This window comes from Metallibacterium sp., from assembly GCF_054637675.1.
Window position 1 is genome coordinate 1 of sequence record NZ_JBTSRB010000056.1, and the last position, 16,415, is coordinate 16,415.

Sequence of the window (16,415 nt, forward strand, 5' to 3'; positions counted from 1 at the left end):
TCGGTGTGGTGATGGCCTCGTCGTAGGCGTTGGTGTGCAGGCTGTTGCAGTTGTCGAACAGGGCGTACAGCGCCTGCAGCGTGGTGCGGATGTCGTTGAACTGGATCTCCTGCGCGTGCAGCGAGCGGCCGCTGGTCTGGATGTGGTACTTCATCATCTGGCTGCGCTCGTTGGCGCCGTAGCGCTCGCGCATGGCGCGCGCCCAGATACGCCGCGCCACGCGGCCGATCACGGTGTACTCCGGGTCCATGCCGTTGCTGAAGAAGAAGCTCAGGTTGGGCGCGAAGTCGTCGATCTGCATGCCGCGCGCGAGGTAGTACTCGACGATGGTGAAGCCGTTGCTCAGGGTGAAGGCGAGCTGGCTGATCGGGTTGGCCCCGGCTTCGGCGATGTGATACCCGCTGATGCTCACCGAGTAGAAATTGCGCACCGCGTGATCGACGAAGTATTGCTGGATGTCGCCCATCATGCGCAGCGCGAACTCGGTGCTGAAGATGCAGGTGTTCTGCGCCTGGTCCTCCTTCAGGATGTCGGCCTGCACCGTGCCGCGCACCTTGGTCAGGGTGTCGGCCTTGATCTTCGCGTAGACCTCGGGCGGCACCGCCTCGTCGCCGCTGATGCCGAGCAGGCCCAGGCCGAGGCCGTCGTTGCCTTCGGGCAGTGGGCCCACGTATTGCGCGCGCGCGCGGCCCTGATACATCGTGGCGATGCGCGCCTCGGTGGCGTCCCAGCGCGCGGCGTCGCTGCGCAGGTACTTCTCCACCTGCTGGTCGATGGCGGTGTTCATGAACATCGCCAGGATCATCGGCGCCGGGCCGTTGATGGTCATCGACACCGAGGTCTTCGGATCGCACAGGTCGAAGCCGGAGTACAGCTTCTTCATGTCGTCGAGCGTGGCGATGCTGACGCCCGAGTTGCCGATCTTGCCGTAGATGTCCGGGCGCGGCGCCGGGTCTTCGCCGTACAGCGTCACCGAGTCGAACGCGGTGGACAGACGCGCGGCCGGCTGGCCGAGGCTGAGGTAATGGAAGCGGCGGTTGGTGCGCTCGGGCGTGCCCTCGCCGGCGAACATGCGCGTGGGGTCCTCGCCGGTGCGCCGATACGGATACACGCCGCCGGTGTAGGGATAGCCGCCGGGCAGGTTCTCGCGCATCAGAAAGCGCAGCAGGTCGCCCCAGTCGCGGTACTGCGGCGGCGCGATCTTGGGAATCTTCTGGTGACTGAGCGATTCGCGATAGTTGTCGACGTGGATGGTCTTGCCGCGTACCTGGTATTCGGTGAACTCGGCGGTGACGGAAGCCTTGCGCGCCGGCCACTCGCGCAGCAGGTGCAACGCTTCGCTGGAGAGCGCCTTCAGCGCCTCGTTGTAACGCTGGCGCAGGGGGAGCAAAGTGCGATCGGGGGTTGCCTCATGCCTAGGCAAAGCTTCGTTGTCATTCTGAGGCGCAGCCAAAGAATCCGACGCAGCCGTGGCATCGGGCATGGCCGCACGCTGGCCCGCAGCCAGGTCCGCCGCGTCATGCGGCTGCAGCGCCTGCGGCAGCCGCGGATCGCCCAGCTCGCGCAGCACTTCGTGGAAATGCTGTGCCTTGCGCGCCGCCTCGGCCTCGCGCTCGATGCGCGCGTTGACGCCGCGGCCCTGCTCGGCGATCTCGGCCAGATAGCGCACCCGCGCGCCCGGGATCAGCACCGTGGCGCGCGGCTCCTTCAACGTGGTGTCGAGCTTGGGGTCGAAATCGCAGCGCACGGTGCCCAAGCTCTGGCTGTTGCCCTTTCCGAGTCCCGAGTCCCGAGTCCCGGGTCCCGATTTCTGGGTCCCGAGTCCTGGTTTCTGTGCCCCGAGTCCCGGAATCTTCTCGCGCATCAACCGGCACAACTCGACGAACATCCAGGTCACGCCGGGATCGTTGAACTGGCTGGCGATGGTCGGATACGCCGGCACTTCCTCATCCTTGAGCTGGAACTTGACGCGGTTGCGCTTCCACTGCTTGCGCACGTCGCGCAGCGCGTCCTCGGCGCCGCGGCGGTCGAACTTGTTGAGCACGATGAGCTCGGCGAAATCCAGCATGTCGATTTTTTCGAGCTGACTGGCGGCGCCGTAGTCACTGGTCATCACGTAGGCCGGAAAATCGACCAGATCGACCACCTCGGAATCGCTCTGGCCGATGCCCGCGGTTTCCAGAATGATCAGATCGAAATCCTGCGCGCGCAGGTAATCCAGGCATTCGCGCAGCAGCGCGCTGGTGGCGGCGTGCTGGCGGCGCGTGGCCATCGAGCGCATGAACACGCGCGGGCTGCGCAGCGCGTTCATGCGGATGCGATCGCCGAGCAGCGCGCCGCCCGAACGCCGACGCGTGGGGTCCACCGCCAGTACCGCGATGCGCATCTCCGGGAAGGCATGCAGGAAGCGCAGCAGCAGTTCATCCACCACCGAGGACTTGCCCGCGCCACCGGTGCCGGTGAGGCCGAGCACGGGCGCGGTGTGTCCTCGGGACTCGGGACTCGGGACTCGGGACTCGGAAACTGCCCGAGCCCAGCGTTGCTGCAACTGAGTGAGTTCGGTGTCCGCAAAAACCTGGTCCTCGAGCGCCGAGAGGACTTGGCCGATCAGCCGCTCATCGGATAGACCCACCGATCCGGCCAGATCGAACCATGCAGTGCCGGCGCTCCTGCTCGCCGAGTCCCTAGTCCCGAGTCCCGAGTCCCGCCTTTTGGGGCGCCGAAACCCAACTCCCGAGTCCGGGCCTTTCCGCGCCCGCCGAACCACATCCTCGATCATCGCCACCAGCCCCATGTGCATGCCATCGTTGGGGTGGTAGATGCGCTCCACGCCGTAGGCCTGCAGTTCGGTGATTTCCTCGGGGGTGATGGTGCCGCCGCCGCCGCCGAACACGCGGATATGACCGGCGCCGCGCTCGCGCAGCATGTCGATCATGTACCTGAAGTACTCGAGATGACCGCCCTGGTAGCTGGAGATGGCGATGGCGTCGGCGTCTTCCTGCAGCGCCGCGCGCACCACGTCCTCGACGCTGCGGTTGTGGCCGAGATGGATGACCTCGGCGCCCTGCGCCTGGATCAGCCGGCGCATGATGTTGATGGCCGCGTCGTGGCCATCGAACAGGCTGGTGGCGGTGACGAAGCGCAGCGGCGCGGCGCTGGCCGTGGCCGGCTCGGGCCACTGCGGGGCGGGAGTGCTCATGGGTTGGGCTCCGCGAATGAATGCGCGCATTTTACGCTCACGCGCCACCACGCCGTCCGCGCATCCGGACTGGCCACGCGCTGAATGCGTCCGTGGCCATGGTCAACGTCGTGGCACGCGCGGCGTTGTCCAATGCGAGCCGCACTCCGCGGAGCCACCAGCGAGCCACTCACCATGAACCTGCACAGTCGCATTCTTGTTCCACTGCTTGCCATCGCCGCGCTGGGCGCGGTGTACGCGCCCGCCGCAGAAGCACGCGCCTGGGTCGGCGTCAGCGTCGGCATCGCCCCGCCCGCGCCGCGTCACGAGCGCGTGATCGTGCGCCGCGGCTATGTACGGGCACCCGGCTACTGGCGCTGGGCGCCGCACTTCCAGCGCTATGTCTGGCGGCCTGGATACTGGATGCGCGCGCGTCCTGGCTGGCGCTGGGTGGCGCCGCACTGGGTTCCGCGTGGCTCGCACTGGGTGTTCCGCGCCGGCTACTGGACGCGTTCAGGTCACGTCCGACCCTGATCATGAACGCGCGCAGCCTCGTCCTGCCCACGCTGCTCGGCCTCGGCCTGCGCGGTGGCGCTGCGCATGGATTCCCACGCACTGGCGCTGGGACGGTTACTGCGACCGCGTGTGGGTTCCGGGCCGCTGCGCGCGGCCATGACCACGACGGCGTGCGTGCGTGAACGGCGCGCGCCGCGCGCATTGACCCATCGGCGCGGGCGCCGGATGATCGCAGACCCCGCTCCGAGATCACGCGCATGTTCGCAGGACTGCGTTTGCGCCACTGGCGCGCCGCGGCCGATGCCGATGGCATCGTCACGCTCACGCTCGATCGCGCCGACGCCAGCGTCAACGCCATGGCGCCCGCGGTGCTGAGGGAACTCGATCAGGCGCTCGATCGCCTGTTGATCGAGCCGCCCCCGGGCCTGATCGTGCGCTCGGGCAAGGCCGCCGGTTTCATCGCCGGCGCGGATATCCACGAGTTCGCGCAATACGAGAAAACCGGCAGCGTGCGCGCGGTGATCGAGTATGGCCAGCGCGTTTATCAAAAACTGGCGGAGCTGCCATGCCCCAGCGTGGCCGCGATCCACGGGCACTGCATGGGCGGCGGCACCGAGCTGGCGCTGGTATGCACGTATCGCGTGGCCAGCAGCGACCCGAAAACGCGCATCGGCCTGCCCGAGGTGATGCTTGGCATCCACCCCGGCTGGGGCGGCACGGCGCGACTGCCACGCCTGATCGGCGCGCTGCAGGCGCTGCCGCTGATGCTCACCGGCAAGACCGTGGCCGCCGACAAGGCGCGCGCGCTGGGTCTGGCCGATCGCATCGCCGCGCCCGAGGCGCTGCTCGATGCCGCGCGCACGCTGCTGCGGCAGCGGCCATCGCGACCCTTCGTGCAGCGCCTGCGCGCCTGGGCCAGCAACCTCTGGATCGCACGACAACTGCTGGCACCGCTGCTGCGCAAACAGACCGCGGCCAAGGTGCGCAAGCAGCACTACCCGGCGCCGTTCGCGCTGATCGAGGTGTGGCGGCGCGGCGGCAGCGATGTGCGCCAACGCCTCAGGCTGGAAGCCGATTCGGTGGTGCGCCTCGCCTCCACGCCCACCGCGCGCAATCTGGTGCGCGTGTTCTTTTTGCAGGAACGCCTCAAGGCGCTGGCTGGCGACACCGCGCACGGCATCGCGCATGTGCACGTGATCGGTGCCGGGGTAATGGGCGGCGATATCGCCGCGTGGTGCGCGTATCGCGGCTTCAGCGTCAGCCTGCAGGACCGCGAGATGAAAGTCATCGAGCCGGCGCTGGCGCGCGCGCAAACGCTGTTCGAGAAACGCCTGCGGACACCTGAGCGCGTGGCCGCCGCGCAGGCGCGGCTGCACGCCGACGTCGAGGGCACGCAAGCCGCCGCGGCCGATCTGGTGCTGGAGGCGATCTACGAAAACATCGACGCCAAGCGCGCGCTGTACGCCGCCACACAACCCAACCTGCGCGCCGCGGCGCTGCTGGCCAGCAACACCTCCTGCATTCCGCTCAACGAGTTGGCGCGCGGCTTGAATGCACCCGAGCGTTTCATCGGCCTGCACTTTTTCAACCCGGTGGCGCGGATGCCGCTGGTCGAGGTGGTGCGCCACGCGCGGCTGGCGGCGGACACCGAGCAGCGCGCACTGGCTTTTTGCCGCGCCATCGACAAGCTGCCGATGCCGGTCAAGGGCACGCCGGGATTTCTGGTCAACCGCATCCTCATGCCGTACATGCTGGAGGCCATCCGTGCGCTGGGCGAAGGCATCCCCGGCGCGGTGCTGGATCGCGCCGCGCGCGGTTTCGGCATGCCGATGGGACCGATCGAGCTGGCCGACACCGTGGGTCTGGACGTGGCCGCCTCGGTGGGTCAGGAGCTGGCACCTTTCCTCGGTTTGGAATTACCGCAAGGCATCGAGCGCCTGCTGGATTCCGGCAAGCGCGGCAAGAAGGACGGCCAGGGGTTTTACCGCTGGCAGGACGGCAAGCCGGTCAAGCCCGAGGTACCCAGGGACTACCAGGCGCCGGACGATCTCGAGCTGCGCCTGATCGCGCCGATGCTCAACGAGGCCGTGGCCTGCCTGGCCGAGGGTGTGGTCGACGACGCCGATCTGCTCGATGCCGGGGTGATCTTCGGCACCGGCTTCGCGCCGTTCCGCGGCGGCCCGATCACCTACATCCGCGGCGCCGGCGCCGACGCGCTGCGCGCGCAGCTCGAACAACTGGCCGCGCGCCATGGTCCGCGCTTCGCGCCGCGCACCGGCTGGGACAATCCGGCGCTGCGCGCGCCGGGCTGAGCGCGCGCGGGAGTGCCGATGACCCATCATCCCCGCGCACGCGGGAGTCGCTTCACAACAGCGAAGCTGGCCATCCGGACGCCACGTCCATCGAGCCTCGCGCTGGATTCCCGCCTTCGCGGGAATGACGAAAGGGGGCGCGGGAATGACACCGGGTGACCCTGTCCCTGAATTCCCTGTCCCACAGCCTTGATCATGATCGGGCGTGCCGAGGTTTGCCGTACAACCACGCAACGCGCATCCTCGCACGGCACGTCGCGACATCCTTCCCCCGCCGGGACAAGCCCTTCTCCCGGCGGGGGAAGGAAAATGCAGCCGCACTCGGCGCCAATCGCATCAGAAGTTCTTGCCCGGGGTCAGATGCACGCCGTGCCGTTGCGCGTATTGCGGCGCAAGGCCGACGCCGAGACCGGCACCGTCGCGCGGCTCGCAGGATCCAGTGCTCGGCGATCCGCCTGTCGGAATCTTTGCGGCGGCACTGCCACTCCATTGCGCTGCTGCGGAACCGCAAGCAGGATTCGGCCAGAGAAAGACCGGGCGCTGTCGGTGCGATGACTGCCGCGACGCCATCAGCCGCGGTGATACGGATGCCCGGCCAACAGGCTGGCGGCGCGATACAACTGCTCGGCCACGATCACGCGCACCAGCATGTGCGGCAGGGTCAGCGGACCCAGCGACCAGCGCGCATGCGCGCGTTGCAGCACCGTTTCGTCGAGCCCCTCGGCGCCGCCGATCAGCAGATACACATCGCGACCGCCCATGCGCCAGGCGCCCATGCGCTCGGCCAGTTGCTCGCTGGACCACGGCGTGCCGCGGCCGTCGAGCGCGATGATCCACGCCTCGCGCGGCAGCGCCGCCAGCAGCGCCTCGGCCTCGGCGGCCCTGGTCTGCGCCGCATTCAGCGCCTTGCCGCGCGGCAGGCGGATCTCGCGCAACTGCAGCGGTAGCCACGGCGCCAGGCGCTTCTGGTATTCGGCGAAACCCTGCGTCAGCCAGTCGGGCATGCGCTCGCCGACGCTGAGCAAATGCGCGCGCAAGTCGATCGCTCGCAGCGTGCCGCAGTGGTGCTCAGGACGCCGCGGCGTCCGCCGCGGGCGCGTCGACGCTCCACATGCGCTCGAGTCCGTAGAACTCGCGGATGCGCGGCAGCATCACGTGCACGATCACATCGCCGAGGTCCACCAGCACCCACTCTGCCTCGGTCTGGCCTTCCACGCCCAGCGGCAGCATGCCGGCCTTCTTGACGAAGCGCACGACCTCATCGGCCAGCGCCTTGACGTGGCGCGTGGAAGTGCCGGAGGCAATCACCAGCGTATCGGCGATGGAGGTCTTGCCGCGTACGTCGATCACGCGCACCTCCTTGGCCTTGAGCTCATCCAGCGCGTGCAGCACGTGCTCGCGCAGGGTATCGGGATCGGGAGAGGTGTCGATGACGGCGGAAACGGCGGCGGTGCTCAATGCGGGAAATCCTGATCGGGCGCGGGAGTGCGCGCGGCCAGTATAGGCCGGTGTCAGCGCGCCGGCGCGCGGTATGGCGCCAGCAGGGCCGCATCAGTCAGCAGCGCATCGGGCAGCAGATAGCGCGGCTCGCGCCCCGCCGCCAGCAGCGCGCGCACCTGCGAGGCGCTGATCTCCAGCGCGCTGACGCGCAGATTGAACACGGCCCCGGCCGACGTCGCGCGCAGCGCCGCGGGCTCGGTGACTGCACGCTTGCGCCACTGCTGTTGCAAGCTGTCGGGCCAGATCGGCAGGCTCGCCGGGCGCGTCAACACCACGATGTGCGCGAGTTGGAACAGTTGCATCCAGCGCCGCCAGGTCGGCAGCCCGGCAAAGGCATCCTGTCCGAGCAACAGCAGTAGCGGCCGCTGCGTGCCCTGCTCGGCGCGCAATTCGGTCAGCGTATCGACGCTGTACGACGGACCGGGCCGCGCCAGCTCGCGCAAATCCAGCCCGAGTCGATCCTGCCCGGCCAGCGCCGCGCGCAGCAGCGCCACGCGCGCCTCGGCGCTGGCGATCGGCTGCGGCCGATGCGGCGGCGCGCGCGCCGGCAGCAGGCGCACCTCGGCGTCCAGCGCCTCGGCCGCTTCCCAGGCCACGCGCAAATGGCCCAGATGCACCGGATCGAAGGTGCCGCCGAACAAGGCCAGCGGACGCAGCGATGACGCGATCGTCACCATCTGCGCCGCGCTCAGGCCAGCGCCGCGGCGGCGCGTGGCTGCATAAGCACCACCAGCAGACGCTCGAATTCGCGCCACGGCTCGCCAGACTCGCGGCCCTTGACCATGCGATCGATGCGCCCCGACCACACCAGACAGCGCTGCCAGAAGCGTGCTTGCGGCGCGCGCGCCAGTGCGCGCCGGCACTGCGCGGCACGCGCCTGCCACAGGTGTTCGGCGCGCGCCGCCGCATCGAAATCACGCGCGCCAGCCAGCCGCGCGGCGATGCCGAGTTGCAGATTCAGCAGACCCAGCAGCGGCAACAAATCCTCGCCTTCGGTGCGCAGCCCGGCGAGGATGCGCAGCGCGCGCGCGGCATCGCCGGCCAGCACCGCGTCGATCAACTGAAACGCGTCGTAGCGCGCGCTGTCGCTGACCAGCTGCTCGAGGGTTTCGCGATCCAGACGCGTGCCGGCATCCACCAGCAACACCAGCTTGTCGATTTCCTGCGCGCCGGCCAGCAGATTGCCCTCGGTGCGCGCCGCCAGCCAGTCCAGCGCCTCCATTTCGGCCGCCAGCCCGCGCGCGGCGAGGCGCTGGCCCAGCCAATTGGGCAGCTCCTGCGCGCGCGGCGCCTGCAAGTGCACCGCCACGCCGGCGCGTTCGATCGCCTGCGACCAGTGGGCCTCGTGCTTGCGGCTCCAGTCCTGGCTGCTGATCAGCAGCACGGTGTCCGGCGGCGGTTGTGCGCACCAGGCCACGATCGCCTCGGCGCCGTCCTTGCCCGGCTTGCCGGCAGGCAGGCGCAGGTCGAGCAGGCGGCGCGTGGCGAACAGCGACAGCCCGGCACCGGCGCGCGCCAAATCATTCCAGTCGAAACCACTCTCGACATCGAAACGCGTGCGCTCGCCGTAGCCCAGTGCCCGCGCCCGCGCCCGCGTGGCGTCGGCGGCCTCCAGCACCAGCAATTCATCGCCGGCGAGCAGGATGACCGCTGGCAGTTCCGGCGCCGCCAGCGCGCGCGACCAGTCGCTGGCGCTGTGCATCTCAGTGGTGCCCTGGCGCAGGCGGCGCCGCGCTGGAAGCCGCGGCCGGCTTGCCGACCACGCCGCCACCCTGCGCCTGCAGGCGCATGAGGATGGCCTGCGCCGTGTCATCGATCAACCCGCGCTGGATCTGCTCCTGCTGCCCGGCGCTGCCGATGACCTGGGCCTGGTTGAAGGTGAAATTGCGCGACATGCGGATCGTCTGCAGCGGGATCAGCAGCTTGCCATTCGCCCCCAGCACCTCGAACTCGACCCGGTAATACACCACGTACTCGCTGACGCTCGCATAGCCGGTCAGCGTCAGCGCCTGCGTGTTGAAGCTGTTCACCGGCACGCGCAGCACGGCGATGCCGGGACCGCCGTGGTCCTCCAGCGTGACGCCGGACAGGCGCAGCGCGGTGGCCAATTGCCGCGTCAGCGCGTTGTCGCCGGAAACCTGCAGGTGCATGCGCTGCAGCGTCGGCGCCAACTGCACGCTGCGGCGCAAATGAAAACCGCAGCCGGCCAGCAGCAGCGCGCCCAGCACCAGCACCACAAGGCTGCGAACCATCGGAAGTTTCATGCGCGTCGGCGTGTGCAGCGAAGGAAGCCGCATGATAACCGCGCCGCGCGGCGCACTGCCGAGGCGCTCAAGCACTCGCCAGCAGCCGCGCCGCGATCGCGGCGAACAGCGCCGGCAGGCGTTCGAGTTCGTCCAGCGCGATGTGCTCATCGACTTTGTGGATGCTGGCGTTGAGCGGGCCCAGCTCCACCACCTCGGCACCCAGCGGCGCGATGAAGCGTCCGTCCGAGGTGCCGCCGCCGGTGCTCAGCTCGGGCTTGATGCCCAGTTGCTCCAGCAGCACCGCGCACACCGCGCGCCGCAGCGGACCATCGGCGGTGAGAAACGGCGTGCCGCTCTGACGCCAATCGATCTGGTAGTCGAGCCCATGCCGGCGCAACACCGACTCCAGCCGCGCGCGCAATTCCTGTGGCGTGCTGGCGCTGCCGAAGCGGAAATTGAACACGGCCTCCAGCGTGCCGGGAATCACATTGTCGGCGCCGGTACCGGCGTTGAGATTGGAGATCTGGAACGTGGTCGGCGGGAACGCCACGTTGCCGGCGTCCCAGCGCATCACCGACAGCTCGGCCAGCGCCGGGGCGGTCTGGTGGATGGGATTGCGCGCCTTCTCGGGATACGCCACGTGGCCCTGCACGCCACGCACGCTGAGCCTGCCGGTGAGTGAACCGCGCCGGCCGATGCGCAGCAGATCGCCCAGACGCTCGCGCGAGGACGGTTCGCCGACCACGCACCAGTCGATGCGCTGTCCGGTTTCGCGGAAGTGTTCGGCGACGCGGCGCACGCCGTGCTCGGCGATGCCCTCCTCGTCGCTGGTCAGCAGCAGCGCCACGGTGCCGGCGTGGTCCGGGTGGCGCCGGATGAAATCCTCCAGCGCCACGCACATCGCCGCCACGCTGCCTTTCATGTCGGCCGCGCCGCGCCCGTACAGCTTGCCGTCGCGCCGCGTGGGCTCGAACGGCGCGCTGCGCCAGGCTGCTTCCGGCCCGCTGGGCACCACATCGGTATGACCGAGAAACACCAGCACCGGGCCTGCGCCGCCGTGCGTGGCCCACAGGTTTTCGACCTCGCCAAAGGGTAGCGCCGTGCAGCGAAAGCCCGCGCGCGCCAGTCGCGCCGCGAGCAACGCCTGGCAGCCGGCATCGTCCGGCGTCAGCGAGCGGCGACGGATGAGCTCCTGGGCAAGTTCGACGACTTCCGACACGACTCCTCCGACGCGCTCGCGCGGGCCATGGATCGGCCATCGCGCAAGCATCCGCATGCGGCATGACGAACGCAAGCGCGGCCTTGTCGCGCGGCGTCGCGGTGACGCCAGGGAGAGCATCCGCGTGACCGTGGCGACCAGCGCAACAAAGTCGCGACGGACTATCAATCCATTACGTTTTCGGACGAGAACGCGCCGCGCGTGTCACCCGGCATCACGCCGGCCGGTGGCGCCCGCAAGAGCCACGATGCGGGCACGACCCCGGCTGACCATGGCGACGGGTTGTTGTTTGCCAGCACCACGCCGCGCCATGGCGCTGGCGGTGAATCCGGTCAGCGGCAAGATCGTGACGCGCGACGCTGTCAAGCTTGCCGCTCCCGTGGGTGCTGGCTAGGCTCCCGTGATTGCATCTTGCGGATCGCCATGAGCCCGGGTTTCGTCCATCTGCACGTCCACAGCGAATACGCGCTGACGGACTCGATCATCCGCATTCCCGACAAGCCCGAGTACGGCGATCCGGCCACGGCGCCGCGGCCCAACCTGATCAGCCACGCGCGCCGGCTCGGTTTGCCGGCGCTGGCGCTGACCGACGACAGCAACCTGTTCGCGCTGATCAAGTTCTACAAGGCGGCGCTGGCCAATGGCATCAAGCCGATCGTCGGTTGCGACATCTGGCTGCGCCACGACGGACCCAGCGAGGCGCGACGCCTGACCCTGCTGTGCCAGGACCACGCCGGCTATCTGAATTTGTCGCGGCTGGTCTCGCGCGCCTGGCGCGAGGGCCAGCAGGGCGGGCGCGCGACTGTCGCGGAGCATTGGCTGGACGGCGCCAGCGACGGCTTGATCGCCCTCGCCGGCCATGCCAGCGCGCTGGCGCAAAGCGCGCTGGCCGAGCACGCCGACAGCGCGCTGCTGCAGCGTCTGCGCCAACGTTTTCCCGAGCGCCTGTATCTGGAGCTGACGCGCTGCGGACGCGCGCAGGAGGAAGACTGGATCGCCGCCGCGTTGGCGCTGGGCGCGCGCCACGACTTGCCGCTGCTGGCCAGCAACGACGCGCGCTTTCTCGAACGCGAGGATTTCGAGGCGCACGAGGCGCGCGTGTGCATCCAGCAGGGACGCGTGCTGGCCGATCCCAAGCGCCCACGCGAGTACAGCCCCGAGCAGTACCTGAAATCCACGCGCGACATGCGCGCGTTGTTCGCCGACTTGCCCGAGGCGCTGGACAACAGCGTCGAGCTGGCCAAGCGCTGCAACCTCGAACTGCACTTCGGCACCTATCACCTGCCGGCGTTCCCGACACCGCCGGGGGTCACGCTGGAGCAACACATCCGCGCCAGCAGCAGCGCGGGCCTGCACCAGCGGCTGGCGCGTCATGGCGCATCCGGCGCGCACAGCGAGGCCGATTATCACGCGCGTCTGCATACCGAGCTGGACGTGATCGTGCGCATGGGCTTCGCCGGTTATTTTTTGATCGTGGCCGACTTCATCAACTGGGCCAAACGCAACGACATTCCGGTGGGTCCGGGGCGCGGCTCCGGCGCCGGCTCTGTGGTGGCATGGGCGCTGGGCATCACCGACCTGGACCCGCTGCAATTCGGGCTGCTGTTCGAGCGTTTCCTGAATCCAGAACGCGTGTCCATGCCGGATTTCGACGTGGACTTCTGCATGGATCGGCGCGACGAGGTGATCGATTACGTGGCGCGCACGTATGGCCGCGACCAGGTCAGCCAGATCATCACCTACGGCACCATGGCGGCCAAGGCCGTGGTGCGCGACGCCGGGCGCGTGCTCGGCCACGGCTATGGTTTCGTCGACTCGATCGCCAAGCTCATTCCCAACGCGCTCGGCATCAGCCTGGCCGATGCGCTGGGCGAGTCGGACGAGGCCGCGAAGAAACCCGATCTGGTCTCCGCCGAGCTGGTGCAGCGCAGCCGCGACGAGGACGAAGTGCGCGAGCTGCTGGAACTGGCGCGCAAGCTGGAGGATCTGGTGCGTAACGCCGGCAAGCACGCCGGCGGCGTGGTGATCGCGCCGGGGCCGCTGACCGACTACTCGCCGCTGTACGCCGAACAGGGTGGCGGTGGCCTGGTCACGCAGTTCGACAAGGACGACGTCGAGGCCGTGGGCCTGGTCAAGTTCGATTTTCTCGGCCTGCGCACGCTGACCATCATCGACTGGACAGTGAAGGCCATCAACGAGCGCCGCGCAGGGACGCGCCAGTGTCGCGATAGGCAGGATGCCGATAGCGACCGCCGCAAAGCACCCGGCGAGGCACCGCTGGACATCACGCAACTGCCGCTGGACGATCCCGCGCCCTACGAGCTGCTCAAGCACGCGCGCACCGTGGCGGTGTTCCAGTTCGAGTCGGCCGGCATGCAGCGCATGCTCAAGGAAGCCAGGCCTGACCGCTTCGAGGACATCATCGCGCTGGGCGCGCTGTACCGACCCGGGCCGATGGACCTGATCCCCAGCTTCGTCGCGCGCAAGCACGGCCGCGAGGAAGTGCGCTATCCCGACGCGCGCGTCGAGCCGATCCTGCGCGAGACCTACGGCATCATGGTCTACCAGGAGCAGGTCATGCAGATGGCGCAGATCGTCGGCGGCTACTCGCTGGGCGCCGCCGACCTGTTGCGCCGCGCGATGGGCAAGAAGAACATCGAGCAGATGGCCAGGGAGCGCGCCAGATTCCTCACCGGCGCGGCCGCCAATGGCGTCGAGGAAACCAAGGCCGACGCCATCTTCGACCTGATGGAAAAATTCGCCGGCTACGGCTTCAACAAGTCGCACGCCGCGGCCTATGCGCTGGTCAGCTATCAAACCGCGTGGCTGAAGGCGCATTACCCGGCCGAGTTCATGGCCGCGACGCTGTCCTCGGACATGGAAAAAACCGACAAGGTCGTCACCTTTCTCGACGAGGCGCGCGCGCTGGGTCTGAGCACGCTGCCGCCGGACGTCAACGCCTCGACGTGGATGTTCGTGGCGGTGGATGCGCGCACCATCCGCCACGGCCTGGGCGCGCTCAAGGGCGTCGGTCGCGCGGTGAGCGAAGCCATCGCCGCGGAAGCCGCGCGCCAGCCGTTCCGCGATCTGGGCGATCTGTGCCGGCGCGTGGGCAGCGCGCGCGTCAACAAGCGTGTGCTCGAAGCGCTGATCCAGTCCGGCGCCTGCGATGCGCTGGACGCGGATCGCGCCACGCTTTGGGCGCAGATCCCCGACGCATTGAAAGCCGCCGAGCAGCACGCGCGCGCCGCCAGCGCCGGCCAGCACGGCCTGTTCGGCGACGACGACGGCGCGCCCGAACCGCTGCCGCGTCCGCGCGTGCCGGCGTGGACGCTGGAACAGCGCCTCAGCGGCGAGCGCGCGATCCTCGGTTTTTATCTCAGCGGCCACCCCACCGATGCATGGCGCAGCCTGTTCGCGCAACTGGTGCCCTGCGCGCTGGGCGAGATCGCCAGGGAATGGAAACCGCCCGAGGCGCGCAACGGACGCCCAGTCGATGTCAGTTGGACCGCCGCCGGCCAGGTGGTGGATGTGCGCCGCCGTCGCGACGACCTGGCCATCGTGCAACTGGAGGACGCCAGCGGCAGCCTGGAGGTGATCGTCACGCAGGAAGTGCTGCAGGAGACCCAGGCGCTGCTGGTGCAGGGCGCGTTGCTGGTGATCGAAGGCGGGCTGCGCGTGAGCGAGTTCGGCCTCGGCCTGCGCGCGCGCCGCATCCACACGCTGGACGACATCTGCCGGCGTCGCGGACGCCTGCTGCGCGTGCAGGTGCAAGGCGTGCAGCGCGGCTTCGCGGCGGCGCTGTCCAGCGCGCTGGCGGCATGGCGCGGCGGCAGCACGCGCGTATTGCTGTGCGGCTATCGCAATGCGCAAGGCCAGGCCGACGTGCTGCTCGACGATACCTGGGCGGTGGCCGCGCATCCCGATCTGCTGCGCGCGCTGGCGCAGATGCCGGGCGTGATGAGCTGCGAGCTGCTGCTCGCACGCGGTGCCGAAGGCTGATTCGTCGGCGCAGCCCCTGCCGCTATACTGCCGGCCTTTCTTGTCGAACGGCTTCGAATGAACCCGAACTTCCTCGATTTCGAGCAGCCGCTGGCCGAATTGCAGTCGCGCATCGAGGCATTGCGCCAGACCGGCGCGGGGCAGGCGCTGGATCTGGATGAAGATCTCGGCAAGCTCGAGGACAAGCTGCGCAAGCGCACCGCGGAGATCTTTCGCGAGCTGACGCCGTGGCAGATCACCCAGCTCTCGCGCCACCCGGCACGGCCGTACACGCTGGATTATCTCGGCGCGATCATGCGCGAGTTCCACGAACTGGCCGGCGACCGTTTCTACGCCGATGACGCCGCCATCGTCGGCGGTCTGGCACGACTGGAAGACACCCCGGTCATGGTGATCGGCCACCAGAAAGGTCGCGACACGCGCACCAAGATCCGCCGCAACTTCGGCATGCCACGCCCCGAGGGCTACCGCAAGGCGCTGCGCCTGATGCAGACGGCCGAGCGCTTCGGCCTGCCGATCCTGACCTTCATCGACACGCCCGGTGCCTACCCCGGGGTCGGCGCCGAGGAACGCGGCCAATCCGAGGCGATCGCGCGCAACTTGCTGGAAATGGCCGCGCTGAAGGTGCCGATCATTTGCACGGTGATCGGCGAAGGCGGCTCCGGCGGCGCGCTGGCCATCGGCGTCGGCGACCGCATGTTGATGTTGGAGTACTCCGTCTTTTCGGTGATTTCTCCAGAGTCCTGCTCATCAATACTTTGGAGAAATACCGATAATGCCAAGGAAGCGGCGGCCGCACTCGGCCTGACTGCGCCGCGCCTGCTTGAACTGGGCCTGGTCGACAGCGTCATCCCGGAGCCATTGGGCGGCGCACACCGCGACCCCGAGGCGATGGCCGTGACGCTGAAAAAAGTGTTGCTGGATACGCTGCGCGAAGTCATGCAAATCCCCACCACGGAATTGCTGGAGCGCCGCTACCAGCGCCTGCGCGGCTATGGCGCCTACAGCGAAGGCTGAGTTCGCGCGCCAGTGGTCTGCCCTGCTTGATCGCGCGTCCTGCGTGAACGTGGCTTTTGTACTGCGCTTGGCAAGGTTGTCCTGTTCCGTGCCGCTGCCGCGGCGCGGGCTACTTTCCTTGCGGGGAAAGTAGCCAAAGCCATCCACGCGGCGGCCTGCGCCGTGCTGCGCACGGTGCCCTGCGCTGCTCGCCGGCCGCCTTGTCCGCTCTCGCATCCTGCTTCGCGGCCAAGCCCAGCACGCGCCTTCCGGGCGCGGGCGCGCAGCGCATGCGCTGCGCCCAACGCGAACTCGCCCATCCATGGGCTCGAACATGCGCGCCTTTCCCTCGCGCCCGGCTGCGCTGCTCGGCTCTGGCCAACGCTATGAAAATCAAGGACAACGTCAAAGGCAACTGCGACAGCGCGGGCACAGCGAGCGCGCTT

General features: G+C 68.8%; 12 protein-coding genes. 4 read left to right on the forward strand and 8 right to left on the reverse strand.

Annotation, left to right across the window (positions count from 1 at the left end; translation table 11 throughout):
- Positions 1–3,199 (reverse strand): methylmalonyl-CoA mutase family protein (locus ACYDAT_RS13565; protein ID WP_461450731.1); only part of this gene is annotated, 3,199 nt, incomplete at its 3' end.
- A gap of 174 nt (positions 3,200–3,373) precedes the next feature.
- Between ACYDAT_RS13565 and ACYDAT_RS13570 the strand changes: the two genes are divergently transcribed.
- Together ACYDAT_RS13570 and ACYDAT_RS13575 are read left to right on the forward strand one after the other, a co-directional pair.
- Entirely contained in the window at positions 3,374–3,712 is a 339-nt protein-coding gene (locus ACYDAT_RS13570; RefSeq protein WP_461439770.1) for a YXWGXW repeat-containing protein, read from the forward strand.
- A gap of 239 nt (positions 3,713–3,951) precedes the next feature.
- A complete protein-coding gene (locus ACYDAT_RS13575) occupies positions 3,952–6,006 on the forward strand; it encodes a 3-hydroxyacyl-CoA dehydrogenase NAD-binding domain-containing protein (protein ID WP_461439769.1) in 2,055 nt (684 codons plus the stop codon).
- Between the two features lie 569 nt (positions 6,007–6,575).
- Here ACYDAT_RS13575 and rlmH read toward each other — a convergent pair.
- From rlmH to ACYDAT_RS13610, 7 genes are all read right to left on the reverse strand, one after another.
- Positions 6,576–7,043: a 23S rRNA (pseudouridine(1915)-N(3))-methyltransferase RlmH gene (gene rlmH, locus ACYDAT_RS13580; protein ID WP_461441910.1), complete on the reverse strand. Its 468-nt coding sequence runs from the start codon at positions 7,041–7,043 to the stop codon at positions 6,576–6,578.
- Positions 7,044–7,074: 31 nt separating this feature from the next.
- A complete protein-coding gene (gene rsfS, locus ACYDAT_RS13585) occupies positions 7,075–7,464 on the reverse strand; it encodes a ribosome silencing factor (RefSeq protein ID WP_461450733.1) in 390 nt (129 codons plus the stop codon).
- A gap of 53 nt (positions 7,465–7,517) precedes the next feature.
- Positions 7,518–8,183: a nicotinate-nucleotide adenylyltransferase gene (gene nadD / locus ACYDAT_RS13590; RefSeq protein WP_461439766.1), complete on the reverse strand. Its 666-nt coding sequence runs from the start codon at positions 8,181–8,183 to the stop codon at positions 7,518–7,520.
- Between the two features lie 11 nt (positions 8,184–8,194).
- A complete protein-coding gene (holA, locus tag ACYDAT_RS13595; protein ID WP_461450735.1) occupies positions 8,195–9,208 on the reverse strand; it encodes a DNA polymerase III subunit delta in 1,014 nt (337 codons plus the stop codon).
- A 1-nt stretch (position 9,209) separates the two neighbouring features.
- Complete coding sequence (locus ACYDAT_RS13600) at positions 9,210–9,758, reverse strand: LPS-assembly lipoprotein LptE (RefSeq protein WP_461439764.1); 549 nt, start codon at positions 9,756–9,758, stop codon at positions 9,210–9,212.
- Between the two features lie 79 nt (positions 9,759–9,837).
- Positions 9,838–10,971, reverse strand: coding sequence for a succinyl-diaminopimelate desuccinylase (dapE, locus tag ACYDAT_RS13605; protein ID WP_461450737.1), 1,134 nt, complete (start codon positions 10,969–10,971; stop codon positions 9,838–9,840).
- Between the two features lie 204 nt (positions 10,972–11,175).
- A complete protein-coding gene (locus ACYDAT_RS13610; protein ID WP_461450739.1) occupies positions 11,176–11,337 on the reverse strand; it encodes a hypothetical protein in 162 nt (53 codons plus the stop codon).
- A gap of 57 nt (positions 11,338–11,394) precedes the next feature.
- Here ACYDAT_RS13610 and dnaE point away from each other — a divergent pair, with 57 nt between their 5' ends.
- Positions 11,395–14,973, forward strand: a complete 3,579-nt coding sequence (dnaE, locus tag ACYDAT_RS13615; RefSeq protein ID WP_461450741.1) for a DNA polymerase III subunit alpha — start codon at positions 11,395–11,397, stop codon at positions 14,971–14,973.
- 57 nt (positions 14,974–15,030) lie between these two features.
- Entirely contained in the window at positions 15,031–15,990 is a 960-nt protein-coding gene (locus ACYDAT_RS13620) for an acetyl-CoA carboxylase carboxyltransferase subunit alpha (RefSeq protein ID WP_461439761.1), read from the forward strand.
- Positions 15,991–16,415 lie beyond the last annotated feature (425 nt).